This is a genomic window from Citrobacter sp. Marseille-Q6884 (assembly GCF_945906775.1).
Taxonomy (GTDB): Bacteria; Pseudomonadota; Gammaproteobacteria; order Enterobacterales; family Enterobacteriaceae; genus Citrobacter.
In genome coordinates this window covers 2,758,534-2,784,637 of the sequence record NZ_CAMDRE010000001.1, presented here as the reverse complement: position 1 = coordinate 2,784,637, position 26,104 = coordinate 2,758,534, and the positions used below count along the sequence as shown (strand labels likewise).

General features: G+C 51.8%; 22 protein-coding genes. 7 read left to right on the top strand and 15 right to left on the bottom strand.

From position 1 onward, the window contains the following. Position 1 precedes the first annotated feature (1 nt). From gsiC to N7268_RS13170, 5 genes are all read right to left on the bottom strand, one after another. Entirely contained in the window at positions 2–922 is a 921-nt protein-coding gene (gene gsiC / locus N7268_RS13190; protein WP_198904774.1) for a glutathione ABC transporter permease GsiC, read from the bottom strand. Positions 923–968: 46 nt separating this feature from the next. After that, positions 969–2,507 carry a glutathione ABC transporter substrate-binding protein GsiB gene (gene gsiB / locus N7268_RS13185; RefSeq protein WP_260863255.1) on the bottom strand — a complete coding sequence of 513 codons (1,539 nt, stop codon included), beginning with the start codon at positions 2,505–2,507 and terminating at the stop codon, positions 969–971. A 27-nt stretch (positions 2,508–2,534) separates the two neighbouring features. Then, the gene (gsiA, locus tag N7268_RS13180; protein ID WP_260863254.1) at positions 2,535–4,406 is read right to left on the bottom strand and encodes a glutathione ABC transporter ATP-binding protein GsiA; all 1,872 of its coding nucleotides are present in this window, start codon (positions 4,404–4,406) and stop codon (positions 2,535–2,537) included. Further along, positions 4,393–5,358: a beta-aspartyl-peptidase gene (iaaA, locus tag N7268_RS13175; RefSeq protein ID WP_260863253.1), complete on the bottom strand. Its 966-nt coding sequence runs from the start codon at positions 5,356–5,358 to the stop codon at positions 4,393–4,395. The genes gsiA and iaaA overlap by 14 nt, the downstream gene beginning before the upstream one ends. A gap of 194 nt (positions 5,359–5,552) precedes the next feature. Then, positions 5,553–6,338 carry an aminoglycoside adenylyltransferase family protein gene (locus tag N7268_RS13170; RefSeq protein ID WP_260863252.1) on the bottom strand — a complete coding sequence of 262 codons (786 nt, stop codon included), beginning with the start codon at positions 6,336–6,338 and terminating at the stop codon, positions 5,553–5,555. Positions 6,339–6,534: 196 nt separating this feature from the next. On the opposite strand from N7268_RS13170, the gene moeA reads away from it, so the two are divergent. Then, complete coding sequence (moeA, locus tag N7268_RS13165; protein WP_260863251.1) at positions 6,535–7,770, top strand: molybdopterin molybdotransferase MoeA; 1,236 nt, start codon at positions 6,535–6,537, stop codon at positions 7,768–7,770. Beyond that, positions 7,770–8,519: a molybdopterin-synthase adenylyltransferase MoeB gene (gene moeB, locus N7268_RS13160; protein WP_198904780.1), complete on the top strand. Its 750-nt coding sequence runs from the start codon at positions 7,770–7,772 to the stop codon at positions 8,517–8,519. Before moeA ends, moeB begins: the two co-directional genes overlap by 1 nt. A gap of 52 nt (positions 8,520–8,571) precedes the next feature. Here the strand turns inward: moeB and fsa are convergent, their stop codons facing one another. Then, a complete protein-coding gene (gene fsa, locus N7268_RS13155; RefSeq protein WP_260863250.1) occupies positions 8,572–9,234 on the bottom strand; it encodes a fructose-6-phosphate aldolase in 663 nt (220 codons plus the stop codon). A 131-nt stretch (positions 9,235–9,365) separates the two neighbouring features. Between fsa and N7268_RS13150 the strand changes: the two genes are divergently transcribed. The 4 genes from N7268_RS13150 (at position 9,366) to N7268_RS13135 (ending at position 15,328) form a co-directional block, all read left to right on the top strand. Beyond that, positions 9,366–10,265, top strand: coding sequence for a glycyl-radical enzyme activating protein (locus tag N7268_RS13150; protein ID WP_260863249.1), 900 nt, complete (start codon positions 9,366–9,368; stop codon positions 10,263–10,265). A gap of 5 nt (positions 10,266–10,270) precedes the next feature. Continuing rightward, positions 10,271–12,703 (top strand): glycyl radical protein, encoded by a 2,433-nt coding sequence (locus N7268_RS13145; RefSeq protein WP_260863248.1) that lies wholly within the window; start codon positions 10,271–10,273, stop codon positions 12,701–12,703. 394 nt (positions 12,704–13,097) lie between these two features. Next, the gene (locus N7268_RS13140) at positions 13,098–13,913 is read left to right on the top strand and encodes a Cof-type HAD-IIB family hydrolase (protein ID WP_260863247.1); all 816 of its coding nucleotides are present in this window, start codon (positions 13,098–13,100) and stop codon (positions 13,911–13,913) included. Between the two features lie 152 nt (positions 13,914–14,065). After that, positions 14,066–15,328, top strand: a complete 1,263-nt coding sequence (locus N7268_RS13135; protein WP_260863246.1) for a DUF1479 domain-containing protein — start codon at positions 14,066–14,068, stop codon at positions 15,326–15,328. A gap of 56 nt (positions 15,329–15,384) precedes the next feature. On the opposite strand, the gene N7268_RS13130 is transcribed toward N7268_RS13135, so the two are convergent. Next, a complete protein-coding gene (locus N7268_RS13130) occupies positions 15,385–16,980 on the bottom strand; it encodes an ABC-F family ATPase (RefSeq protein ID WP_198904785.1) in 1,596 nt (531 codons plus the stop codon). Between the two features lie 229 nt (positions 16,981–17,209). Here N7268_RS13130 and ldtB point away from each other — a divergent pair, with 229 nt between their 5' ends. Next, positions 17,210–18,130, top strand: coding sequence for a L,D-transpeptidase (gene ldtB / locus N7268_RS13125; RefSeq protein ID WP_260863245.1), 921 nt, complete (start codon positions 17,210–17,212; stop codon positions 18,128–18,130). A gap of 89 nt (positions 18,131–18,219) precedes the next feature. Here the strand turns inward: ldtB and N7268_RS13120 are convergent, their stop codons facing one another. The 8 genes from N7268_RS13120 to N7268_RS13085 form a co-directional block, all read right to left on the bottom strand. After that, positions 18,220–19,332, bottom strand: coding sequence for an anion transporter (locus N7268_RS13120; protein WP_260863244.1), 1,113 nt, complete (start codon positions 19,330–19,332; stop codon positions 18,220–18,222). Next, complete coding sequence (gene mntR, locus N7268_RS13115; protein WP_198904788.1) at positions 19,329–19,802, bottom strand: manganese-binding transcriptional regulator MntR; 474 nt, start codon at positions 19,800–19,802, stop codon at positions 19,329–19,331. The genes N7268_RS13120 and mntR overlap by 4 nt, the downstream gene beginning before the upstream one ends. Positions 19,803–20,170: 368 nt before the next feature. Continuing rightward, entirely contained in the window at positions 20,171–21,646 is a 1,476-nt protein-coding gene (locus tag N7268_RS13110; protein ID WP_260863243.1) for a hypothetical protein, read from the bottom strand. Between the two features lie 688 nt (positions 21,647–22,334). Continuing rightward, positions 22,335–22,589, bottom strand: a complete 255-nt coding sequence (locus tag N7268_RS13105) for a hypothetical protein (RefSeq protein WP_260863242.1) — start codon at positions 22,587–22,589, stop codon at positions 22,335–22,337. 175 nt (positions 22,590–22,764) lie between these two features. Then, complete coding sequence (locus tag N7268_RS13100; protein ID WP_260863241.1) at positions 22,765–24,468, bottom strand: hypothetical protein; 1,704 nt, start codon at positions 24,466–24,468, stop codon at positions 22,765–22,767. Then, positions 24,468–25,013: a hypothetical protein gene (locus N7268_RS13095; protein WP_260863240.1), complete on the bottom strand. Its 546-nt coding sequence runs from the start codon at positions 25,011–25,013 to the stop codon at positions 24,468–24,470. Before N7268_RS13095 ends, N7268_RS13100 begins: the two co-directional genes overlap by 1 nt. Next, entirely contained in the window at positions 24,985–25,710 is a 726-nt protein-coding gene (locus tag N7268_RS13090) for a hypothetical protein (protein WP_260863239.1), read from the bottom strand. Before N7268_RS13090 ends, N7268_RS13095 begins: the two co-directional genes overlap by 29 nt. Further along, complete coding sequence (locus N7268_RS13085; RefSeq protein WP_260863552.1) at positions 25,700–26,026, bottom strand: tail fiber assembly protein; 327 nt, start codon at positions 26,024–26,026, stop codon at positions 25,700–25,702. The genes N7268_RS13090 and N7268_RS13085 overlap by 11 nt, the downstream gene beginning before the upstream one ends. Positions 26,027–26,104: the final 78 nt, after the last annotated feature.

The window sequence follows — 26,104 nt, the reverse complement described above, 5'->3', positions numbered from 1 at the left end:
CTTACTTATACCTGATAGCCGGATTAATGGCGGCGTAGAGCACATCCACCACTAAATTAATAAGAATAAACTCCAGAGAAAACAACAGCACCTCAGCCTGAATGACCGGGTAATCTCGCATTTCAACCGAGTCCACTAACAGCCGCCCGAGCCCTGGCCAGTTGAACACTTTCTCCACCACAATAGAGCCGCCAAGCAAAAAGCCGAACTGCAGCCCCATCATCGTGACCACGGGGATCATCGCGTTACGCAGACCGTGTTTTAACACCACCCAGGTCTCGCTCACCCCTTTCGCACGAGCCGTGCGCATATAATCTTCACTGAGTACATCAACAAACGACGCGCGGGTAAAACGTGCCAATACCGCTGACACCGCTGCCCCCAGCGTGATAGAGGGAAGGATGTAGTGCAGCCAGGTGTCGGCGCCAACGGTCGGTAACCAGCCCAGCTCAACGGAGAATATCTGCATGAGCAGCATACCGAGCGCAAACGCCGGGAAAGAGATTCCCGTCACCGCCAGTGTCATACTCAACCTGTCCGGCCAGCGATTACGCCATACCGCGGCGATAATCCCTGCCGTCATCCCAAATAAAACCGCCCACGCCATACTGGCTATCGTCAACCACAGCGACGGCATAAAACGACTGGCAATCTCTTCAGAAACCGGGCGACGGGAAACCATCGACGTCCCGAAATCGCCTTGCAAAACATTGGTAATGTAATGCCAGAACTGAACGTGCAGCGGCTGATCCAGGCCCAATTGCTGACGTACCAGCTCAATAACCTGCGCATCTGCTTCCGGCCCGGCAATCAAACGGGCAGGATCGCCGGGCAGCAGGTGCACAAATAAGAACACCAGCACGGCGACGATCAACAGGGTTGGAATTAACCCCAGCAGGCGCTTGAAAACATAGTTAAGCATCAGACTCCCTTCGGCGGCTCCGTGGTTCAGGAGCCGCATGAATAGCTTATTTCAAATCCGCATCATCAAAACTAAACCCGGTGTCCGGCATGATCCAGAACCCGGTCAAATTCGTACTGTGCGCCGAGATCAGTTTCTCCACCACCAGCGGGATCCACGGCGACTCTTTCCAGATGATATCCTGCGCATCTTTATACAACCGCGCTTTTTCAGCCGGATCGTTGGTCTGCAATGCCGCCGCTAAGTCGCTGTCCACCTGCTTATTACTGTAGAACGCCGTATTAAACAGCGTGGGTGGCCAGTTTTGTGAGGCAAACAGCGGTGACAGCGCCCAGTCAGCTTCGCCCGTAGACGCCGACCAGCCGGTGTAGAACATGCGAACCCCACTCTCTTTTTGCGCTTTCCCTTCGACTTCCGCAGCACGTTGTCCGGCATCCATCGCCGTCACCTGTGCCTTAATGCCCACCTGCGCCAACTGCTGCTGCGTAAATTGCAGCACTTTCTGCGCAGTACTGTGGTTATGTGAAGACCACAACGTGGTGGTAAAACCGTTAGGGTAACCCGCCTCTTTCAGCAACTCGCGCGCTTTCGCCGGATCGTAAGGCCACGGCGTATAGCTTTGTGCGTAAGCAATCGCTGGCGGAAGTACACCCGTCGCAGGTGTCGCGTAACCGGCGAAAGCGACTTTCACCAGCGCCTGTCGGTTGATCGCATAATTCAGCGCCTCGCGAACTTTTGGATTATCGAACGGTTTTTGCGTGACGTTCATACTGATATAGCGCTGCATAATTGACGGGCTGGCCACCAACTGCAGATTTTTATTCTTAGCCAGCAACGCCGCCTGCTCGTAAGGAATCGGGAAAGCAAACTGCGCTTCGCCCGTCTGCAACATCGCCGCACGGGTATTGTTGTCCGTCACCGGACGCCAGGTAATGGTATCAAGCTTTGGCAAACCCTGCTGCCAGTAGCCCGCAAACTTCTTCACCTTAACAAAATCGGTCTGATTCCAGGTCTCAAGCTGATACGGTCCGGTTCCTACAGGATGGAAACCAATGTCCTTCCCGTATTTCGCCAGTGCTGCCGGAGAAATCATCGCTGTCGCCGGATGCGCCAGAATATTGATAAACGCAGAGAACGGCTGCTTGAGCGTAATCCTCACCGTAGACGGATCAACAACCTCGGTTTTATCGATATTCTTATACAGGTTATAGCGTTTAAGGTGGTTTTCCGGGTTGCTGGCCCGATCCAGGTTAGCTTTTACCGCTGCCGCATTAAAGTCAGTCCCATCCTGGAACTTCACACCCTGACGCAGTTTTACGCTATAGATCAGACCATCGTCGGAAACGGAGTAACTCTCCGCCAACACATTTTTCAGCTTCATCTCTTTATCAAGACCAAACAGGCCTTGATAAAACGACTTTGCCACCGCCTGTGACAGCGTGTCGTTCGCGTCATACGGATCGAGCGTGGTGAAATTCGATCCTACCGCCACCACCACATCTTTGGCCGCCCAGGAAGGGGATGCGGCCAGCGCAGAGGCGACCCCCAGAGCAACCAGCCATTTACGAGCAACAATTTGTGTCATGTTATTCTCCTGAACCCTGCCTGCCTGTTATAAACGCGAAAGCGCATTTTCCGGTTGCGGACGCGCAACATAGTGCCCCGGCCCCACGAGCTGTAGTGCAACGGGGGGGATCTCTTCACCGCGTTTGCGGATATTACTGGGGATGTCATCCGACAGCAGCACGCGCTGTGGCCTGTGATGTGACGGATCGGCGACCGGTACTGCCGCCAATAATTTACGTGTATAGGGATGCTGCGGATTTTCAAACACCGCCCGCCGCGTCCCGATCTCAACAATCTGCCCAAGATACATCACGGCCACACGGTGACTGATACGCTCGACCACCGCCATATCGTGGGAAATAAACAGATAGGCAATGCCCATTTCTCGCTGCAGATCGAGCAACAGGTTAATGATCTGCCCACGAATAGAAACATCCAGCGCAGACACCGACTCATCGGCAATAATCACTTTCGGATTGAGTGCCAACGCCCGGGCTATGCAGATGCGCTGACGCTGACCGCCAGAAAATTCGTGCGGATAACGCCAGGCATGTTCAGGAAGCAACCCAACACGCTCGAGCAACCACGCCACGCGTTTTGCCGCGGCTTCTCCCTGCAGCAAGCCATGAACGCGCAGCGGTTCCAGAATGGAATACCCAACCGTCTGGCGCGGATCGAGTGAGGCATAAGGATCCTGGAAGATAAACTGGATATCCCGGCGCAGCGGTTGAAGTTTGCTGGTCGCCAGCGAATCTATACGTTGTCCATTGAAGGTGATCTCACCACGCTGAGACTCGACCAGACGCAACAATGCCCGGCCGGTGGTGGATTTACCGCAGCCCGACTCCCCCACCAGCGAAAGCGTTTCGCCCGGCCAAAGATCAAAGCTGACATTTTCCACCGCATGTACTTCGCGGGTGACACGATTAAGAATCCCGCTGCGCAATGGAAAACGCGTCACCAGATTGCGTACCTGCAAAATCGGCTCGCCTTCGACTACGGTGTCCTGCTCAGTCTGCGGTTCAATATGGTCAGGATCATGCAGTGAAATGAGAGGAAAACGACGCGGAAAGTCGTGTCCGTTCATGGCCCCGAGTTGCGGCACAGCAGCCAGAAGCGCTTTGGTATAAGGATGTTGCGGCGCATGAAAGATCTGCTCAACGCTGCCGGTTTCCACCGCTTCGCCTTGATACATCACCAGCACACGATCGGCAATATCAGCAACCACGCCCATATCGTGAGTGATAAAAATCACGCCCATGGACATATCCTGCTGCAACACTTTAATCAGTTGCAGGATCTGCGCTTGAATCGTGACATCCAGCGCGGTTGTCGGCTCATCAGCAATCAATACAGCCGGGCGGCACGACAGCGCCATGGCAATCATCACCCGCTGGCGCATACCGCCGGAAAGCTGATGGGGAAAACGAGACAAAATAGCTCTCGATTCGGGTATCCGCACCTGATCGAGCATGCGTTTCGCCTCTGCCATCGCCTCTTCACGGCTGGCTCCCTGGTGTAAGCGGATTGACTCGGCAATTTGCTCGCCAACGGTAAACACCGGATTGAGCGAGGTCATCGGCTCCTGAAAGATCATGGCGATATCCGCACCGCGCACATGGCGCATCTGCGAAGCGCTCTGCTCACTCAACTCAATGACCTGCCGGTTACGCCGTCGCAGCAACATTTCATCGCAGCTGACTTCCCCGCCTGACTGTTCAAGCAATCGCATTAGCGATAACGCCGTTACCGATTTCCCCGAGCCGGACTCGCCAACAATCGCCAACGTTTCCCCACGTTTCAGGCGAAAAGAGAGGTCGCGTACCGCCGTGATACGCTGCTGCTCTTGCTTGAAAGCAATATTCAGATTGCTGACGGCCAGAACATCGCTGGCATCAAGCTCATCACTGTGTGGCAACGGTATCTCCTTTCTCCCGGTAAATACCGGTGGTTGGCGTATCGCCAGCGTATCCCCAGGCACGGTACATGCCTTCACTGTTAAACGGTAAGGCGACGTTGCCTTCGTGATCGATAGCAATGAGCCCACCGCTACCGCCCAGTGCCGGTAATTTTTCCATCACCACACGTTCGCAGGCCTCTGATAAGCTCAGGCCGCCATAATCCATCAGCGCGGCGATGTCATATGCCGCCAGCGCACGAATAAATACCTCGCCGGTACCGGTACAAGAGACGGCAACACTGGCGTTATTGGCATAACATCCCGCGCCGACCAGCGGACTGTCTCCGACACGCCCCGGCAGTTTATTGGTCATCCCACCGGTCGATGTCGCCGCCGCCAGATTACCGAATTGATCCAGCGCGACCGCGCCAACGGTTCCCATTTTGTTGCTTTCATCGAGCGGAGTACCGCTATGGTCAAGTACGGTTTCACCCGCTTCACGCGCCGCCAGCAGTTGCGCATAACGTTCCGGTGTAGAAAAAATATCCGCAGATACGCGCGTCATTCCCTGCGCAATAGCAAAATTCTCCGCCCCTTCGCCAACCATCATCACATGTGGGCTGAGCTCCATCACCAGCCGCGCCGCGAGGACCGGATTGCGTAAGTGGCGAATACCGGCGACGGCACCTGCTTTAAGCGTATTACCGTCCATCACGCACGCATCCAGCTCATGGGTTTCGTCACGGGTAAAGACAGCGCCGATTCCGGCATTAAACAGCGGACATTCTTCCAGCAATCGCACGGCCTCAGTGACGACATCCAGCGCGCTCTGCCCCGCCTCAAGCATACGTTGTCCCACCTCAACGATATCTGACAGCGCCTGAATGTAGCGTAACTCCTGCTCCTGACTTAGCTGTGAGCGGGTTATTGCGCCAGCACCGCCGTGAATTGCAATGACTGCTTTGCCCATTTTTATCGTCCATTAAGATGGCAGTTATCGGGTTATAAATATCAGAATTTCTGTGAGTTATTGATTCGATTTTTGACTATAGAAAGATGCAGACGTCATGTAAAGGTAAAGGCCCGCCCCTCGGAACCGATCCAATCAGGGAATGCAGATGTGTTAAACAGGAAAGATATCTCTCGACGCTGTTGAATAAACGACTAGAGCAGCCCGGTAATCTGTTTTTTTGCATAAAACACAAAGCGTTCTACAGACGGCATAGATACTGCCCAGTCCTGTTGGGTCAACCCCAGATATTCCGAACGCGCAGCGTGTAGTATGTCAGCATGTTCAACGGGTAATTGCGGCAGGAGCCAGGACGCGGCCTCATCTTTAGCGACAATATTGCCCGTCACAACGCTATACCAGATACGCGCCAGCGCAAGGATGATATTACGCTCGTCCCCCAGTAAATCCGCCGGTTCCTGCCACAGTTCAAGGGTATGGCGAAAGGTCTGCAATAAATCACTTTCAGGCACGACGTTAAATAACGTCTCAGCGCGCTCACCGAACAGCGGTACACTGACGTGGCGGGCTTGTGTCAGCAGAATGGAAAGATCAGGATCTGTCTGCGCAGGTTCAAAAATTCCAGCGTGGATATCGTCACGCAACCATTCACCAAATTGCATTTCCCTCACCGGTGGGAATCGCCAGGGTACTATCTGCGAATACAGAACAACGGTCACTTCCAGCGCGCGATAGCGCTCAGAGGTACCGGGTGGTGCCGAAATGGTCAGCAAATCCTGCATCAGTTTTTTTCTTTGCCAGTCATTCATGGGATTGCGTAGGGTAACCAACAAATCAATGTCGCTTTGGGGTTTTAAGCCGCTTTCAACCGCAGAACCATATAAATGGATGGCAACGAGATCCCCGTCGATAATCTGGCGGATAAGTGTGCTAGCGGCATTCACCTGCCCTCGAATTGCGTCCGGTATATTCTTTGTCATGTTTTCCCCTGGCTCAAACAGCGTTTCTTTACCCGACAGGGTGATGAGCTTACCGTTATTTTTCGCTTTCTGCTTGCCTCAGCCGGCAGCACAGGTTGACGTCAATAAAATAACGCTAAGCCGGAGGTGGCATACTGCCCGCGTTCATTTTCTGACATAATGACCGGATTCGATTTTGCCCCGCAGGAGTCTTCTCATGGAATTTACCGCCGGACTGATGCCGCTTGAAACGGCTCTCTCTCAAATGCTTTCGCGTGTTACCCCACTCACCGCCGTCGAAACGCTGCCGCTGGTTGAATGCTTCGGACGTATTCTGGCAACCGACGTTGTTTCTCCCATTGACGTACCGGGATTCGATAACTCGGCAATGGACGGCTATGCGGTACGTGTGGCCGATGTGGAGTCCGGCCAGCCGCTCACAGTGGCAGGCAAAGCCTTTGCCGGTCAGCCTTTTCATGGCGAATGGCCTGCGGGTACCTGCATTCGTATTATGACTGGCGCGCCGGTTCCTGCGGGTTGCGAAGCTGTGGTCATGCAGGAACAAACAGAACAAACTGACGACGGCATTCGTTTTACCGCTGGTGTACGCAGCGGACAAAATATTCGTCTTCGCGGCGAAGATATCGCCAACGGCGCGGTCGTCTTTCCCGCAGGAACGCGCCTGACAACCGCTGAACTGCCTGTTCTGGCCTCACTGGGTATCGCCGATGTGTCCGTGGTACGCAAAGTGCGCGTGGCCGTATTCTCCACCGGGGATGAATTACAGTTGCCCGGCCAGCCGCTGGGGGATGGACAGATCTATGACACCAATCGTCTAACCGTACATCTGATGCTGCAACAGTTGGGTTGTGAAGTCATTAATTTGGGTATTATCCGCGACGATCCAAACGCGCTACGTGCGGCGTTTATCGAAGCCGACAGTCAGGCCGATGTGGTCATTAGCTCCGGCGGTGTGTCCGTGGGCGAGGCGGATTACACCAAAACGATTCTGGAAGAACTCGGTGAAATCGCTTTCTGGAAACTGGCGATCAAACCTGGCAAGCCGTTTGCTTTCGGTAAACTGAGCAATAGCTGGTTTTGCGGCCTGCCAGGAAATCCAGTTTCTGCAGCGCTTACGTTTTATCAACTTGTGCAGCCGCTTTTGGCGAAACTCAGCGGCAACACTGCCAGCGGACTGCCTCCGCGCCAGCGTGTACGCACCGCATCACGCCTGAAGAAAACACCGGGACGCCTGGATTTTCAGCGCGGCGTATTGCAGCGAACGGCTGACGGTGAGCTGGAAGTCACCACCACGGGCCATCAGGGTTCACATATTTTTAGTTCCTTCAGCCAGGGCAACTGCTTTATCGTTCTGGAACGCGAACGCGGTAACGTAGAACCCGGAGAATGGGTCGAAGTCGAATCCTTTAATGCCCTGTTTGGAGGCCTGTAATGGCGGAACTCAGCGACCAGGAAATGCTGCGCTATAACCGGCAAATCATCCTGCGCGGCTTCGATTTTGACGGTCAGGAAGCGCTAAAAGAAGCACGAGTACTGGTCGTTGGCCTGGGAGGGTTAGGCTGTGCCGCCACCCAGTATCTGGCAGGAGCTGGCGTCGGGCAGTTAACGCTGCTCGACTTTGATACGGTGTCCGTATCTAACCTTCAGCGCCAGACGCTGCACAGCGACGCGACCGTTGGGCTACCGAAGGTAGAATCAGCCCGCGATGCACTGGCGCGGATTAACCCGCATATCGCCATTACACCGATCAATGCTCTGCTGGATGACGCCGCCATTCATGCGCTGATTGCTGAGCATGACCTGGTGCTGGACTGTACCGATAACGTCGCGGTGCGCAATCAGTTGAATGCCGCCTGTTTTGCCACTCAGGTTCCACTGGTGTCCGGCGCAGCCATCCGCATGGAAGGGCAAATCACCGTCTTTACGTATCAGGACGGGGAAGCCTGTTATCGCTGCCTGAGCCGCCTGTTCGGGGAAAACGCCTTAACCTGTGTGGAAGCCGGCGTCATGTCTCCGCTGATTGGCGTGATCGGTTCTCTGCAGGCAATGGAAGCGATTAAATTGCTGACAAACTACGGTAAGCCAGCGACAGGTAAAATCGTCATGTACGATGCGATGACCTGTCAGTTCCGGGAAATGAAGCTCATGCGCAACCCGGGCTGTGAGGTGTGTGGACAGTAATCTGCCGCCCCGGTGATACGCAAAAGTGCCGGGTAACCCCGGCACGTTCTGCTTAAAGAGAAGTGCGTCCGAACGCGCCTTGCCAGTCGTGTTCAAACTTCGCCACGGCAGCATCAACGGCCGGGGAGGTCATCATCTGTTGAGCAACGTCCAGCGGCAGCGTGATGGCTTCAGAGCCTGCCAGCAGGCAATCCAGCGCCTGGCGGGGTGTTTTAAAACTGGCTGCCAGCACTTTGGCATGCGGGGCGTGCATTTTCAGCAAGCTTTGCAGATCGATCACCGTCTGAATCCCATCCCCTCCCTGAGCATCTACACGGTTCACATAAGGCGCGATGTACTCTGCCCCCGCCAGTGCGGCTAACAGCCCCTGTGTCGCACTGTATACTGCCGTACCCAGCGTAGGGATCCCTTCTTCCTTCAGTAACTTGATCGCCGCCAGACCTTCTGTTGTGACCGGCACTTTCACCACAATATCAGGAATGATTGCCCGCAGTTTACGCGCATCGCTGACCATTCCTTCAGCCGTGGTCGCCATCACCTGAGCAAACAGACGACCCCGTCCCCCCATTGCCTCCTGCAATTGCGGTAGTAACACTTCCAGACTCTTTTTACCTGCCGCCACGATGCTCGGGTTAGTGGTCACCCCGGCTAATGGAAAAACACGCGCCAGAGCTTTTACTGCATCAACGTCAGACGTATCTAAATAGAGTTCCATAACCTTTCCTCAAACGGATAATTGCATGAAGCAAAAATAGCACGACGAAACCGCGCTGTTAGTTGACGCACGTCAATATAAGTTTCATTCGAAAGTAATTTAATCTTTATACGAAAGAAACGAGGCCGCTTATGATTTTCAATATTCAGCGCTATTCCACCCACGATGGTCCCGGTATCCGTACCGTAGTGTTCCTTAAAGGATGCTCCCTGGGCTGTCGCTGGTGCCAGAACCCGGAGAGCCGCGCCCGCACACAGGATCTGCTCTACGACGCACGCCTGTGTCTGGACGGCTGTAACCTGTGCGCTCAGGCCGCCCCGGAGGTGATAGAACGCGCGCTGAACGGCCTGTTAATCCACCGCGAAAAACTCACCGATGACACGTTCACCGCGCTGACTCACTGCTGCCCAACCCAGGCATTAACCGTCTGTGGCGAAGTCAAAAGCGTAGAGGACATCATGGAGACCGTACTGCGTGATAAACCCTTCTATGATCGCAGCGGCGGTGGCATCACGCTTTCCGGCGGTGAACCGTTTATGCAGCCGGAACTGGCTGCCGGAATATTCAAAGCCAGCCACGACGCAGGCATTCATACCGCCGTCGAAACCTGTTTGCATGTTCCGTGGAAGTATATTGAACCTTCATTGCCCAACGTCGATCTGTTTCTTGCCGATTTAAAACATGTGGCCGACGCGCCGTTTAAACAGTGGACCGAGGGTAACGCCGCACGCGTACTGGATAATCTGAAAAAACTTGCCGCTGCCGGTAAAAAAATAATTATCCGTGTACCGCTGATTCAGGGTTTCAACGCAGACGAAGAAGCGATCAAAGCCATTACCGATTTTGCTGCCGACGAACTTCACGTCGGTGAAATTCATTTTTTGCCCTACCACACCCTGGGCATCAACAAATACCACTTACTCAGTCAACCCTACAACGCCCCGGATAAACCGCTGGATGCGCCTGCGCTGCTTGAATTTGCCAGTCAGTATGCCAGCCAAAAAGGTTTAACCGCGACCCTACGAGGATAACCGCCATGACCACACTGAAACTGGATACGCTCAGCGACCGTATTAAAGCGCACAAAACAGCGCTGATCCATATTGTGAAACCCCCGGTTTGTACCGAACGCGCCCAGCACTATACCGAGATGTATCAACAAAATCTGGATAAGCCTATCCCGGTACGCCGCGCACTGGCGCTGGCTCATCATCTGGCGGAACGCACTATCTGGATCAAGCATGACGAACTGATTATCGGCAACCAGGCAAGTGAAGTCCGCGCCGCGCCGATCTTCCCGGAATACACCGTGTCGTGGATCGAAAAAGAGATCGATGACCTGGCCGATCGTCCTGGCGCAGGATTTGCGGTCAGTGAGGAAAACAAGCGTGTCCTGCATGAGATTTGCCCGTGGTGGCGTGGTCAAACCGTACAGGATCGCTGCTATGGGATGTTTACCGACGAGCAAAAAGGTCTGCTGGAAACCGGCATTATCAAAGCCGAAGGCAATATGACGTCCGGCGATGCGCACCTGGCAGTGAACTTCCCGCTGGTACTGGAAAAAGGTCTCGACGGGCTGCGTCACAAAGTTGATGAACGCCGTTCCCGCATTAATCTCACCTGTCTGGAAGACCTGCACGGCGATCAGTTTCTGAAAGCGATTGATATCGTACTCGACGCGGTCAGCCTGCATATCGAGCGTTTTGCCGATCTGGCGCGCAAAATGGCAGAAACCGAAACCCGCGAAAGCCGTCGCGATGAACTGCTGGCTATGGCGGAAAACTGCGATGTTATCGCGCATCAGCCGCCGCAAACCCTCTGGCAGGCGCTGCAATTGTGCTACTTCATCCAGTTGATCCTGCAGATCGAATCTAACGGTCACTCGGTATCGTTTGGCCGCATGGACCAGTATCTGTATCCGTTCTATCGCCGTGACGTGGAGCTAAACCAGTCGCTGGATCGTGAACATGCGATTGAATTACTGCACAGCTGCTGGCTGAAGCTGCTGGAAGTGAACAAAATCCGCTCCGGTTCCCACTCGAAGGCTTCTGCGGGCAGTCCGTTATACCAGAACGTCACCATTGGCGGTCAGAATCTGCTTAATGGTCAGCCGGTGGATGCAGTCAACCCGCTCTCCTACGCGATTCTCGAATCCTGTGGTCGCCTGCGCTCTACCCAGCCGAACCTTAGCGTGCGTTATCACGCGGGGATGAGTAACGATTTCCTTGATGCCTGCGTGCAGGTGATTCGCTGCGGCTTTGGGATGCCGGCATTTAACAACGATGAAATCGTCATCCCGGAATTCATTAAACTCGGTATCGAGCCGCAAGATGCGTACGACTATGCGGCAATTGGCTGCATCGAAACCGCGGTTGGCGGCAAATGGGGCTACCGCTGTACGGGCATGAGCTTTATTAACTTTGCCCGCGTGATGCTGGCTGCGCTGGAGGGTGGCCGCGATGCCACCAGCGGAAAAGTGTTCCTGCCGCAAGAAAAAGCGCTCTCGGCCGGTAATTTCCATCATTTCGACGAAGTGATGGAGGCCTGGGATACGCAGATCCGCTATTACACGCGCAAATCCATTGAGATTGAGTACGTCGTGGATACCATGCTGGAAGAAAACGTGCACGATATCCTGTGCTCAGCCCTGGTCGATGACTGCATCGAACGCGCTAAAAGCATTAAGCAAGGCGGCGCCAAATATGACTGGGTTTCCGGTTTGCAGGTCGGCATTGCAAACCTCGGCAACAGCCTGGCGGCGGTGAAGAAACTGGTCTTTGATCAGGGGGTTATCGGTCAGCAGCAGCTGGCGGCCGCACTGGCAGATGATTTTGACGGTCTGACCCACGAGCAGTTGCGCCAGCGTCTGATCAACGGCGCGCCGAAGTACGGTAACGATGATGACAGCGTCGATACGCTGCTGGCCCGCGCTTACCAGACCTATATCGACGAGCTGAAACAGTACCATAACCCTCGTTACGGTCGTGGTCCGGTTGGCGGCAATTACTATGCCGGCACCTCATCTATCTCCGCAAACGTGCCGTTTGGCGCGGCAACCATGGCGACACCAGATGGTCGTAAAGCCCATACACCGCTGGCAGAAGGCGCAAGTCCAGCCTCCGGTACCGATCATCTCGGTCCAACGGCGGTGATTGGCTCGGTTGGCAAATTGCCTACCGGTTCGATTCTCGGCGGCGTACTGCTCAATCAGAAACTGAACCCGGCAACGCTGGAGAATGAGTCTGATAAGCAAAAGCTGATGATCCTGCTGCGTACCTTCTTTGAAGAGCACAAAGGCTGGCATATTCAGTACAACATTGTTTCTCGTGAAACGCTGCTGGAAGCGAAAAAACACCCGGATCAGTATCGTGACCTGGTGGTGCGCGTCGCAGGCTACTCCGCCTTCTTTACCGCCCTCTCCCCGGATGCGCAGGACGATATTATTGCCCGTACGGAGCATATGCTGTAACAACCTTCGGATAACGGCTGTGTTGACTCCGCCTTGAACCCTTCCCCAATGGATTTCACGTTGCAGGAAGGCGGCAAGGCGGTAAGTCCCCAGGAGCTTACATAAGTAAGTGACTGGGGCGAACCGCCACAGCCAACGCCCCTGTGGCGTGAAAGACGACGGGGAAACTTTCATTCGAAATTAAATTTGTGCTTCATGTCACATTGTTATTAGAATGTTTCTGGTTGCAGTTATGAGCCAGACTTATTAAGCGTCATTGTCGCAGCCAGTTTGGACACGGACAGCGCGCAACAACCGGAGCGTACACGTAGTACGTGAGGATTGTGAGCACTGCCCTGGTTCAAAATGGCAAGTAAAATAGCTTAATAATGCTGGCCCTATTCCAGGAGCATATATGACCATCAAAGTTATCGTCACCGATATGGACGGAACTTTTCTTGATGACGCCAAGAAATACAACCACGCACGATTTATGGCGCAGTACCAGGAACTCAAAAAACGAGATATCGAATTTGTCGTGGCCAGCGGCAATCAGTATTACCAGCTCATCTCCTTTTTCCCGGAACTTAAAGACGAGATCTCTTTTGTCGCTGAAAACGGTGCGCTGGTATTTGAGCATGGTAAACAGCTTTTTCACGGTGAGCTGACCCGGCACGAGTCGCGTATCGTCATTGGTGAACTGCTAAAAGACAAACAGCTTAATTTTGTGGCCTGCGGCCTGCAAAGTGCTTATATCAGTGAAAATGCGCCTGAGGCTTTTGTCACGCTGATGTCGAAACACTATCATCGCCTGAAGTCGGTAAAGGATTATCAGGATATTGATGATGTGCTGTTCAAGTTTTCACTGAACCTGCCCGATCAGCAAATCCCGTTGGTGATTGACCATCTGCATACCGCTCTGGACGGCATTATGAAGCCCGTCACCAGCGGCTTTGGCTTTATTGATCTGATAATCCCGGGCTTGCATAAAGCGAACGGTATCAGCCGCCTGCTGAAACGGTGGAATCTGTCCCCGCAAAACGTCGTCGCCATTGGCGACAGCGGTAACGATGCGGAGATGTTGAAAATGGCGCACTACGCTTTCGCGATGGCAAATGCAGCCGAGAGCATCAAATCGATTGCCCGTTACCAAACCGACGACAATAACCATCAGGGTGCGCTGAACGTGATTCAGGCCGTACTGGATAACACATCCCCTTTTAACAGCTGACCTGTCTACCGGAGCCTTTCGCTCCGGTTTTCCCTTCTTTTTTACATCCTGTGCATCACATCAAATTATTAAACTTGCATTAACTTATTTATAACTTATATTGTCACATGTAAATCAATTTAGTTTCGAATGAAAGTTAATGCGAGGTGGTTATGGCTTTTACTTTTACCAGCGACACATTGCCTGCCGATCACAAAGCAGCTATCCGTCAGATGAAGCACGCGCTGCGGGCGCAGCTTGGCGACGTCCAGCAGATCTTTAATCAGCTAAGCGATGACATTGCCACGCGAGTGGCTGAAATCAACGCACTCAAAGCACAGGGCGATGCCGTCTGGCCGGTACTGTCTTATGCCGATATCAAAGCTGGCAATGTTACTGCAGAGCAGCGCGAACAGATTAAACGTCGCGGTTGCGCGGTGATAAAAGGCCATTTCCCCCGCGAGCAGGCGCTAGGCTGGGATCAGTCGATGCTGGACTATCTGGACCGCAACCGCTTTGACGAGGTCTACAAAGGCCCCGGCGATAATTTCTTCGGAACGCTCAGCGCTTCACGTCCCGAGATTTACCCCATCTACTGGTCACAGGCGCAAATGCAGGCCCGCCAAAGTGAAGAAATGGCGAATGCGCAGTCGTTTCTCAATCGCCTGTGGACATTTGAAAGTGATGGAAAGCAATGGTTTAACCCGGATGTGAGCGTCATCTACCCTGACCGTATCCGCCGCCGCCCACCCGGAACGACCTCCAAAGGTCTCGGAGCGCATACCGACTCCGGGGCACTGGAACGCTGGCTGCTTCCGGCGTATCAGCGTGTTTTCGCCAACGTCTTTAATGGCAATCTGGCGAAATACGATCCCTGGCATGCGGCACATCGTACGGAAGTTGAAGAGTACACGGTGGACAACACCACCAAATGTTCCGTGTTTCGGACATTCCAGGGCTGGACAGCGCTCTCTGATATGCTGCCTGGTCAGGGGTTGCTGCACGTTGTGCCCATTCCTGAAGCCATGGCGTACGTGCTGTTACGTCCGCTGCTTGATGATGTCCCGGAGGATGAACTCTGCGGCGTAGCGCCCGGAAGAGTATTGCCGGTGTCAGAGCAATGGCATCCACTGTTGATTGAGGCACTAACCAGCATTCCACAACTCGAAGCTGGAGACTCGGTCTGGTGGCACTGCGATGTCATCCATTCCGTAGCCCCCGTTGAAAATCAACAGGGTTGGGGCAACGTGATGTACATCCCTGCGGCACCGATGTGCGAGAAAAATCTTGCCTACGCGCACAAGGTGAAGGCCGCGCTGGAAAAAGGCGCATCGCCGGGCGACTTCCCGCGCGAGGACTATGAAACAAACTGGGAAGGACGCTTTACGCTTGCCGACCTCAACATTCACGGTAAGCGGGCGCTGGGAATGGAATAACTGACTCATGCGGCAGGTACGATAAACGCATCTGCCGCATGAAAGACGGTGAGAAATTAACCGTCGATGCCTTTACTGCGCAGGTAATCTTCGTAGTTACCGGTGAAGTCAATCACGCGCTCCGGCGTAATTTCAATCACACGCGTTGCCAGTGAGCTAACGAACTCACGGTCGTGAGAAACGAAGATCAGTGTGCCCTGGTACATTTCCAGCGCCATGTTCAGCGACTCGATCGATTCCATATCCAGGTGGTTGGTCGGTTCATCCATGACCAGAATATTCGGCTTCTGCATCATCAACTTGCCAAACAGCATGCGGCCTTTTTCGCCACCGGAAAGTACCTTCGCAGGCTTTTTAATATCATCCTGGCTGAACAGCAGACGCCCGAGGAAGCTACGAACAACCTGCTCGTCGTCGCCTTCCTGTTTCCACTGGCTCATCCATTCGAATACGGTCAGATCGTTTTCGAACTCGTATTCGTGATCCTGCGCGTAGTAACCTACTTGCGCATTTTCGGACCATTTCACCGTACCGTTATCCGGCTGCATTTCGCCCACCAGCGTTTTCAGCATGGTCGATTTACCCACGCCGTTGGCACCCAGAATGGCAATCTTCTCGCCCACTTCCAGAAGCAGGTTGAAGTTCTTAAACAGCGGGCCTTCATCAAAGCCTTTGGTAAGGGCTTCCACTTCCAGCGCGTTACGGAACAGTTTCTTGTCCTGCTCGAAACGGATGAACGGGTTCTGGCGGCTGGACGCTTTAACTTCTTCCAGTTTGATTTTGTCGATCTGGCGAGCACGAGAGGTCGCCTGACGCGATTTAGAGGCGTTTGCGCTAAAGCGGCTGACGAAGGATTGCAAATCCGCAATCTGCGCTTTCTTCTTCGCGTTATCGGCCAGCAGACGTTCGCGCGCCTGGGTGGCCGCCGTCATGTACTCATCATAGTTACCCGGGTAAACACGCAGTTCACCGTAATCCAGATCCGCCATGTGCGTACAGACCATGTTGAGGAAGTGACGGTCGTGCGAAATGATGATCATGGTGCTGTCGCGCTCGTTGAGCGTCTGCTCCAGCCAGCGAATAGTGTCGATATCCAGGTTGTTCGTAGGTTCGTCAAGCAGCAGAATGTCCGGGTTAGAGAACAGCGCCTGCGCCAGCAATACGCGCAACTTCCAGCCGGGCGCAACTTCGCTCATCGGGCCGTAATGCTGCTCTACCGGAATGCCAACGCCCAGCAGCAGTTCGCCTGCGCGGGATTCAGCAGAATAACCGTCCATTTCGCCGTATTTCACTTCGAGATCGGCAACTTTATAGCCGTCTTCTTCGCTCATTTCCGGCAGCGCGTAGATGCGATCACGTTCCTGTTTCACTTCCCACAGTTCAGCGTGACCCATGATCACGGTGTCCAGAACGGTGAACTCTTCAAAGGCAAACTGATCCTGACGCAGTTTACCGATGCGCTCATTCGGATCGAGTGAGACGTTACCCAGCGTCGGTTCGAGGTCGCCGCCGAGAATTTTCATAAAAGTGGATTTACCGCTACCGTTCGCGCCAATCAGGCCGTAACGGTTGCCGCCGCCAAATTTGACGGAAATATTTTCAAACAGCGGCTTACTGCCGAACTGCATGGTGACGTTGCTGGAAACTAACACTGGCGTATCCTGAAAGAAGAAATATGTGACAAACCGCTTATTATGCCATAACTCTGGAATAAGATCGCGTATTCATCCTGAAGGGATAAAGTGAAACCAAAAGGAAAAAAATGTGATTTAGTACACATCCGAATTCCTTGTTGCCCCGATTGCACATATAATGCGTGCCCAACACTACATAAATCTCAACCCACTCGCCTGCCTGGCACTGAATCTCGCATACATGACTATGAAAATGAAATTAACAACGCTTTTCGCGGCGGCACTCGCAGTAGTTGGTTTTTGTCACTCTGCCTCAGCCGTCACGTACCCGCTGCCAACCGATGGTAGTCGTTTGATTGGCCAAAACCAGGTCATCACTATTCCTGAAGGCAATACCCAACCGCTGGAGTATTTTGCGGCAGAATACCAGATGGGTCTGTCCAACATGCTGGAAGCCAACCCGGGCGTGGACACCTTCCTGCCAAAAGGCGGTACCGTGCTGAACATTCCTCAGCAGCTGATCCTGCCGGACACTGTCCATGAAGGTATTGTTATCAACAGCGCCGAAATGCGTCTGTACTACTACCCGAAAGGTACCAACACCGTTATCGTTTTACCGATTGGTATCGGTCAGTTAGGCAAAGACACGCCGATCAACTGGACCACCAAAGTGGAACGTAAAAAAGCGGGTCCGACCTGGACGCCAACCGCGAAAATGCACGCTGAATATGCTGCTGCAGGCGAACCGCTGCCAGCCGTTGTTCCGGCAGGCCCGGATAACCCGATGGGGCTGTATGCGCTGTATATTGGCCGTCTGTACGCTATCCACGGTACCAACGCTAACTTCGGCGTCGGCTTACGCGTCAGCCACGGTTGTGTACGTCTGCGTAACGAAGACATTAAATTCTTGTTTGAAAATGTTCCGGTCGGTACGCGCGTACAGTTTATCGATGAGCCGGTGAAAGCCACCACCGAACCAGACGGTAGCCGTTACATTGAAGTACATAACCCACTGTCAACCACTGAAGCACAGTTCGAAGGTGGGGAAATCGTACCGATTACGCTGACCAAGAGCATTACCAGCATCACCGGTCAGTCTGACGTCGATCAGGCCGTCGTTGAACAGGCTGTACAGAATCGCTCAGGTATGCCAGTTCGTCTGAACTAATCTGCAGTAAAAGCCGGAGCGTGTTTGCCACCCTCCGGCCTGTACATTGGGTTTGCCCACCAGGCATCGCGCCATCGGGCAAACCGCTTCTATCTCATCAACAGCAGCAATCCATATCCTACCAGCGCCGCCCATATCAACATCGGCACCGAATACACATGGAAACGCCACCAGATACGCCGGTCGTTTGCCATACGCAATGCAATCAAATTTGCCAGAGACCCCGGCAACAGACCAAAACCACCGACATTGACGGCCCAGGCCAGCAGTAGCGTCGGCGGCACATAGTTCAGCAGCAAAATCGTACTCGGCACGTTACTGATAAACTGTGACAAGCCGATTGCCGTCAGCCATAGCCCTGGCGCTGACAGCGTTCCAATATGGTTCGCCATTCCCTGCAGCAGAGGCAGTTGTGTCAGCAGATGCACATCGATGAACATCGCCATAAAAACCAACAGCAACGTCCAGTCCACGCTAATGATCACGCGACGCGCCAGTATCAGAAATCCCGCTGCCACGATCGCCAGACCCCAGAGTTCTTGCTTGAGCTCCAGCGCGGCCAGAAAGACGATATAGAACGCCAGGCAACTCCAGACCAGCCGCGGCTGCCAGTCAGGTGCACGAGTACCGGTATGGTAATGCAATACGTTGCGCGGAAAACTGAACCAGCACAGCACTACCAGCGTCAGCATCATGGCCCCCGCGAGCGGCGCCATTTGCCAGGTAAACGTGGTAAATGACAAACCGGAACGTCCCCACATCAGGATATTCTGCGGATTGCCTATTGGCGTCAGGAGCGAACCGGCATTCACCGCCAGCGCCTCAAAGATAATGAGGCGATTAACCGGGATGGCGCAGAGTTTTTTCAGGGTAATCGTCAGCGGAACAACAATGAATAAGGCAACATCGTTGGTCAGAAACGTTGACAGTAACGCCGCCGCCAGCACCATAAAAATAGCCAACTGACGTTCCGTATTGAAACGGCGCGTCATCTTGCGCCCCAGCACATCGAAATAACCGCTGAGCTCCACGCCTTTGGTCAGAAGCATCAGACCGCTGAGCGTAATGATCGTGTGCCAGTCAATCGCACCTGGCCAGGACCGGGGGGCAAACGGTACGAACAGGCTTAGAACAATCCCAACAATGATTAACAGTTGGAAAAAGCGATCGCGCTGTAAGGCGCGTAAAAACGGGAAACTCATTCAGAGGCGGTTCCTTGCTGTTGTGTAAACGTTCTGAAAGCCTCGAGTGTTTCCTTACTCACGTGGTGTTCCATCCCCTCTGCATCGCGGCGGGCGATTTCCGGACTGATACCCAACATCAGCAGAAAGTTTTCCACTATCTGATGACGTTCCCGACTCTCCTGCGCGAGCTTTTCACCTTCGGCAGTTAAAAAGACACCGCGCCAGGGGATCATTTCGATAAGCCCTACGGATGCCAGGCGTTTTAGCATTTTGGCTACGGTTGGCTGAGAAACGCCAAGTCGTGCCGCCATATCCACCTGACGCGCCTCACCCACTTCAATAATAAGATCGGAAATCAGCTCAACGTAATCGTCAATCAGTTCACGACGATGCGCCTCCCTGACCTGACGAAACCCTTCAACGTGTTCCTCAACATTCACCAATTGCGTCACTTTTTTTGTTGTTGGCGTACCTGCGCGACGACTCATTCTGCTTCCTCATTACTGTGACGCGTTAACGGCATCTGATTAGAGAGCGCTCATTGTAAACCAGAGTTGCGTGGGCACAAAAAATTAACGTTTTAGCAATAGCTATATAATATAGCCTGTAAACAAATAAAACATGATGATAAATAAGGATATTTATACACAAAAACAACACTTTGTCGCAAAAGTGTCGCAATATTTTCAATAAATCTTTCCTCGCTACATTTCACAACCAACTACTGCATCTTTGTAAGTGCATGTTTTTGCTGGTTATCATTTAGCTGCTTAATTAACAAAGTGTGTGGGCAATCCTATAAAAGGATACGCCCCTCGTAAGCACTCATTGAAATGAGACAACTATAAATATCAAACTAAAGCGATACAGCATATTTTCGAAACACAAGCACTATTTTAAAAAGTAAAGAAGATGATATTATTTTAAATACTAAACTGTGAATTGGGTTTAAGGTTATTTTTTCACCCAAGATAGAGGCATCTAACTTATGGGTGGGATCTATAACGTATGCGCTAAGTGCCAATAACTGCTCTATTGATTCATAATATCCAAAGATGCACAATAGCAGTGGTATTCCACAAAGAAGTATAGCAACAGGCCTAAACAAACTTGTCCCATGAACAGACACTAATGAAGATATTTTAAGAATAATCCAACTGGATAAAACACTAACAAAACCAGAATATTTGTTTTCATGTGCCATTTTATCAATCACAGGTAAAAAACGTTTCCTCCCTAATCCGAGAATGTCACATAAGATAGTGATGAAATAACTAAAAAACAACATCATTTTTCTGCTTAAAATTGACAACGTTGTATCATACTCCCTTCGTCTAAAAAAATAAAAATTATCTACATCCTTATTTCTCTGGCTAATGCTTTTTAGTTGTCTGTATACAGATTGCTTTTGCTCAAATTCTAAAAAAGATTGCTTCCTATAATTATGATGACTTACTTCTATATTAAATGGCCAACTCACTCCCTCCATTAATAAATCATCTATTTTGCAATTAATAAAGCTCACCTCCGTCTTGGTCAAGTCACAGTTAGACATAACAAAGCAACTTAAAAGCGATTGGTGGAGTACCAAATTCTTTATCGATTTAAAACCAGCATTTTTAATAATGAACTGTGTTACCTTGCTATCAGTGGCATTCGCTATCTGTAGTTGTTGATATATACTGGAGTCCTGCATATCAATTTGGACGTTTTGCATTCGGTTGGTGCTCGCATTAAAAGAAAGAGTTCCGATATTAAATTTGTAGCCCAAATGAATTTCTCTGAAATCACCAACAAAATGTAACTCTTTCGTTTCAAGGCTTCTAATGGATACCAAATTAGATTCACTGGATATAATTGTAACATCCTCACTAACATTTGCTTCATGTATAAGAAAATCCTTAGCAGCACCTTCACATTTTATAGAATTGGAAATCAAAGATAAGAATTCCAACCTATTAGCCCTAGCATTTTTCAAAAAAGAAATTACAGAAAACTTACTTGGTTTATAATCTCTTGGATATTTCACCCTACCGAAAAGAGGAGTTGAATTAAATATCACTCTATCATAATCACCACCTACGAGCACCTGCTTAAATATGTTACCATACTCAAACCTCAGTTCAGTCTTTTCATTTTCAGAGTTTATGGTCAATGGTAAGTTACAAGCACATAAAACAAAAATCACAGCAGATATGTTGCTTGGTATATCAACCTCACTGATCAATATATTACAGTTGATAATAGTTATTATTGACTCTGAGTTTACCCCCCCAAAAATTTCATTTGAGGATGTAATCGTTCTCCCTTCCAAAAAAAATACATCGTTCATTTTCATACCTCATTGCATTTTCATATACTTTACACACACCCTTAAGTGATTCATAGCATTCACAATTTTTTGTATCTTTGCCCCCTTAGCAAGAACATAAAAAACTGTTTCATTAATGGAATTTTCCTCATTTTTCGCTGATAACCACAAAGCTTTGTATATAATAACACCCTGTAATATTTTTCAGTTCGCAAAGAAGTTAAAACTGTTCCTCATACCGTATCACACCTGCCTTCTTTGCTTTTCGCTCTATATATAAATCTCATCCGCAAGTTCATTTCAAATCACATAAAATCAAAAAAAAACCATCAAAACAATTACTTAATTATTTATAACATTCCTTTTGGGATCGTGAAAACTGAAAAACGCTGAAATTCCTTTCATTCTTTTCAGTTCTGGTTTTCCGCGAAGCAGCCAGAACTGGCGCTATCTGGCGGTCTGGTTTGTAGAAAAAGAAAACTGAAAAATTTTATCGATCCAGAAACCGCAGGCGGGTGCGGTGTAGTGCCGTTTTTGTCTGCGAAAGATTTATTTTGTCAGGGTGTAACGCCGTCAGCGTAACGTGACAGCACAGATCCTTTTGTGGTGTTACGGGATGGTGGTCAGAGAAAAAAAGTGCTTAGAATGCTTCTGGTTGCGTGAGAATGCAGGTATAAAAAAACCCGCACTAGGCGGGTACTAAGGAGAGTTACTTCATTTCGTTAAGTGCGTACGCACCTCTATCAGTGAGTGCAAAAAAGCCATCCCTTACGCTGGGTTGAATCAACCCAAACATACGCAATTCACCCAGTATGTGTTCTGAGCGACTACCAGCACCAGAATGTTTAATTAGTGCAGATTCAGGCTGTTCTTCTTCATTGAGCAAAGCCAATATTTTGACAATGGCGTCACGTTTGCTTTCATCTGCAATGCCATGGTAGGGATTGATGGAACAGGTTGCCATAGTGTTTTCCTCTTTTTATGAAAATCACATTTTACCATTTCCCAACACGCAATGTTGAAGTGCTCAATATTCACTCACTCTAAAGGTATCTGTTATGCAATCAGTTCCGCTACTCCTAGGTATCGCGGTTAACAGGTATCAAAAAGCCCGCAACATGCGCGGGCTGATAGGATGGTCAGGCGATTATTTTCTGGTACTTACTTCGGGTCTGTCCGGCCTTCTCCGCCGTCTGTGTGAATGCCCCGGCATTGGTTGGCGTACCAACACTGGGGTGTGAATGACTCGCACACTGCTGCGCCAGCTCGGCCAGTAAATCAATGGTGTCCAGCATCATGGTCAGCGTGTTGACGCTCTCACTGCCAATATGGACGGTTGGTCCCATAATCTGCTGGCCGCCCGCCGCCACCGATTTACGCAATGCGGCAATCTTTTCAGTCAGGGTTCCCCCCACATCAACATCCACGGCTCCGGCCACCTTTGTGGACTGTTTCCCTGCAATATCGGTTTCGTCATTCCCTTCAATGCTAGCCAGCCTGTTGCCTTTCACGGCCTGGCTATAATCACCGGCACTGACCTGCTGAATAGCTCCGGCCATCAGGATGGCAGTACCCAGCACCGTGGTCTTATCGGTAGCTTTAACCGTGGTTTCACGGCTGACCAGCTCGCGCTGTTCCGTGTCGGCTTTGACCGTACGCGCCATCGATGTTTCACTGATGGTCTGATCGGTCTGTCTCACCCAGTCGCCAGCCTGGGTAACGCGTTGCGACACTTCCGCCCGCTGCTGTTGCAGCTGCTCGCCGGGTTTAACATCCGGCAGACTGGTGCCATCCGGTAATGTCTGCCGGATAAACGGCTTATCCGGGCGCCCTCCGGTAAACGCAACTTCAACCAGCGTCCCTTCTGGCGGGAACTGGAACATGCCGGAGTCATTACCGGCCATAGGTACCGGCAGTGGCACCGCAGAATAAACCGGCGTCTGGTTATCCGGGTTGCCGTCTGCATCAAGCAGCTGCACATCAACGGCATAGCGCGGCCGGAACGGATCGGCAAAATTACCACTTTTCACGGCCTCACTGGGTGCCACCACTCTGGCCAGTTTTGGCAGGTGCAGCCCGGAAGCCAGTTCCGGGTAGTGGCTTTCAATTTGACGCTGTGCCGGTGTTTTCTGTAAGGGCTGACCTGTTGCGCGATTTCTGGGTGTCCAGGTGACAGCCATTGTGTCATTGGTCAGATGAACTTTGGTCACGCGCTCCCCGTTCAGCTCCACACCCGGCCGCAGACTCTGGATCACTGGCAACGTCATGGAATTACCGCCAGCAGCCCCCTGACTGAACTCTGCCGGGATATCGACCGGACGACCGGCAAACATCGCTTTTTCAGCGCCGCCCACATACAGGGAACCATCCGGCAGCTGGTACCAGATGTAATCCGGGATACTGAACGCCCTGCCCAGATTATTCAGCAACTGATAACCTGTGCCGTTGTGGGTGAAATGAGGGATCGGTTTATCGCTGTAAGGGGCATCCGGCACACTGACAGCAATTCCGCTGTTTTCCTCCAGCCAGTTGGCTACCTTGCGCAAAGTGGGGTGCTGAAATGAACATGGCCACATCCTTTCAAATACGCCAACCAGCTCGCGTACAAACAGACGCTGAAAGCCATTTTCGGCGGGTTGTGAGCGTTCAACATAACCAGTAAACCAGCGCAAAAGCAGATCGGAATACCCCACATCCAGCCGCACCAGTTTCCCGGTGTAATCCGTGGCTGTCTGTGCAGTGATAAATCCCCGGCCGCAGCTGTTCAGCTCCAGCACCAGGCTGGCATCAGCCAGGTGAACTTCATCCGTTGAAAGGTACAGGCGTTTAACTGGTTTCATCATTAACCCAAAGCATCATTGACGGGTTTCAGCACCCGTTTTTCAAACCACGTCAGTTTTTCTTCATCTTCCCCGGCACTCTGGCCACCAGATTGTCCCGCATTACCGGCAGTCTGTTTTTTAGCAAACGTTTTGCCTGTAGCCCTGGCTTCCCGCTTTTCCTGCACACTGATATGTTCTGCCAGCGTAAAGGTGACCAGCCAGGCCATTTTCCCGTCCTGCTGCGGAGCATCAAGCGTCCCGCTGAATGTCGCCTCGCGAAAATTCACGGCTCTGGCCACTTCATGTGCCACGCGGTATTTCTGTCGATTTCCTCCGGCATCCGTGGCGCTGGCCAGTTCAAAAATACGCTTCAGGATCTCCGGGCTTTTAAAAGGAATTTCGCCACTGATACGCAGTTCTTTCCCTTTTGCCCCCTGCTCTGATTTGGTTGTGGCGCTTGTCTGGCCGGACTGGTCTTTATCCTGAAACTGCTGCGATACGGTCACGCGCATATTTTTCAGCTGGATAGCCTCACCATTAAGCGCCAGCGTTGGGATCGAAGTCATGAATCATTCCCTTTATTCCATCCAGATTGTCACCGACCAGCATCACCGCCGCGGTATAGACGGCTGACGGTTGCGGGATATCCTTTACCAGCTCCAGCAGCGTGGTGGCCGTATCGCCGGTGCTGGTAAACACCCATGCTCTGGCACTTTTCCCCTGCAAATCATTCAGCCCGCTGGCCACATCTCTGATCAGGCTGTCACGCAGCTGCGCGAACTCGCCCAGTTGCCGCTTTAGCCCGTCCAGACTGAATCCCGCACTGGCCGCTTTTTGTGCCTGGCTGACAGCCGCCGCAGACAATGCCGCCCTGCTGGTTGGCACAGACAGCGGAATGGCCACCGGCAACCCCGCCCCGGTTTTAGCGGGGATCTGCATTTTTTCGATGGCCAGCGCCGCAGCGGATTGTGCCAGGCGTTTTACCTGAGTGAATGCCGGTGCCGGAAAAACATCTACCAGACCGTTGAGGCGGGTCATAAAATTATCATGCGTCTGGCCTGTCACCATCATGATCATCACATCGGCATTCCCGCCCGTTCCGGCCAGCCTTTCAGCAAGATAGCGGACGGCGTTCACCGGGCTGAGATATGCCCCGTTATCCGTCTGTTGCCCCAGACCGTTTATCCACGGATGCGCCGGAACAATGGAACAATTCAGCGCAGCCAGTGAGTCAGTAAAAGCCAGAAGCGCTTCACGCCACATCAGGCACCTCCGGCCAGTTAATATCTGGTGCATCTTCTGGCTGAACGCGATTGATTAGAACCCGGTATTTTTTCCACGCCTGTAAAAGCGCTGTTTCCGCATCTGTCGCAATACCTAAATCAACAGCGTCCTGTAGCGGTCCAATTTTTGACGTGGCTGACGTCAGAAGGCTTTCTTTTTGCTGTGTCGCCTGTGTAATCTGCGCCGTTTTTTCAGCGTCAGTATCATGCACCCACTTTTTCCCGTCCCACTTCACAAAATGGCCTTCTGGCGCAATGGAAACAACGTCATCAGGTAGCTTACCTAACTGGCTAATGGTGATGGCTTTACCTGTATTAATGTCGTAGGTGATGCTGCCAACTTACTGATTTAGTGTATGATGGTGTTTTTGAGG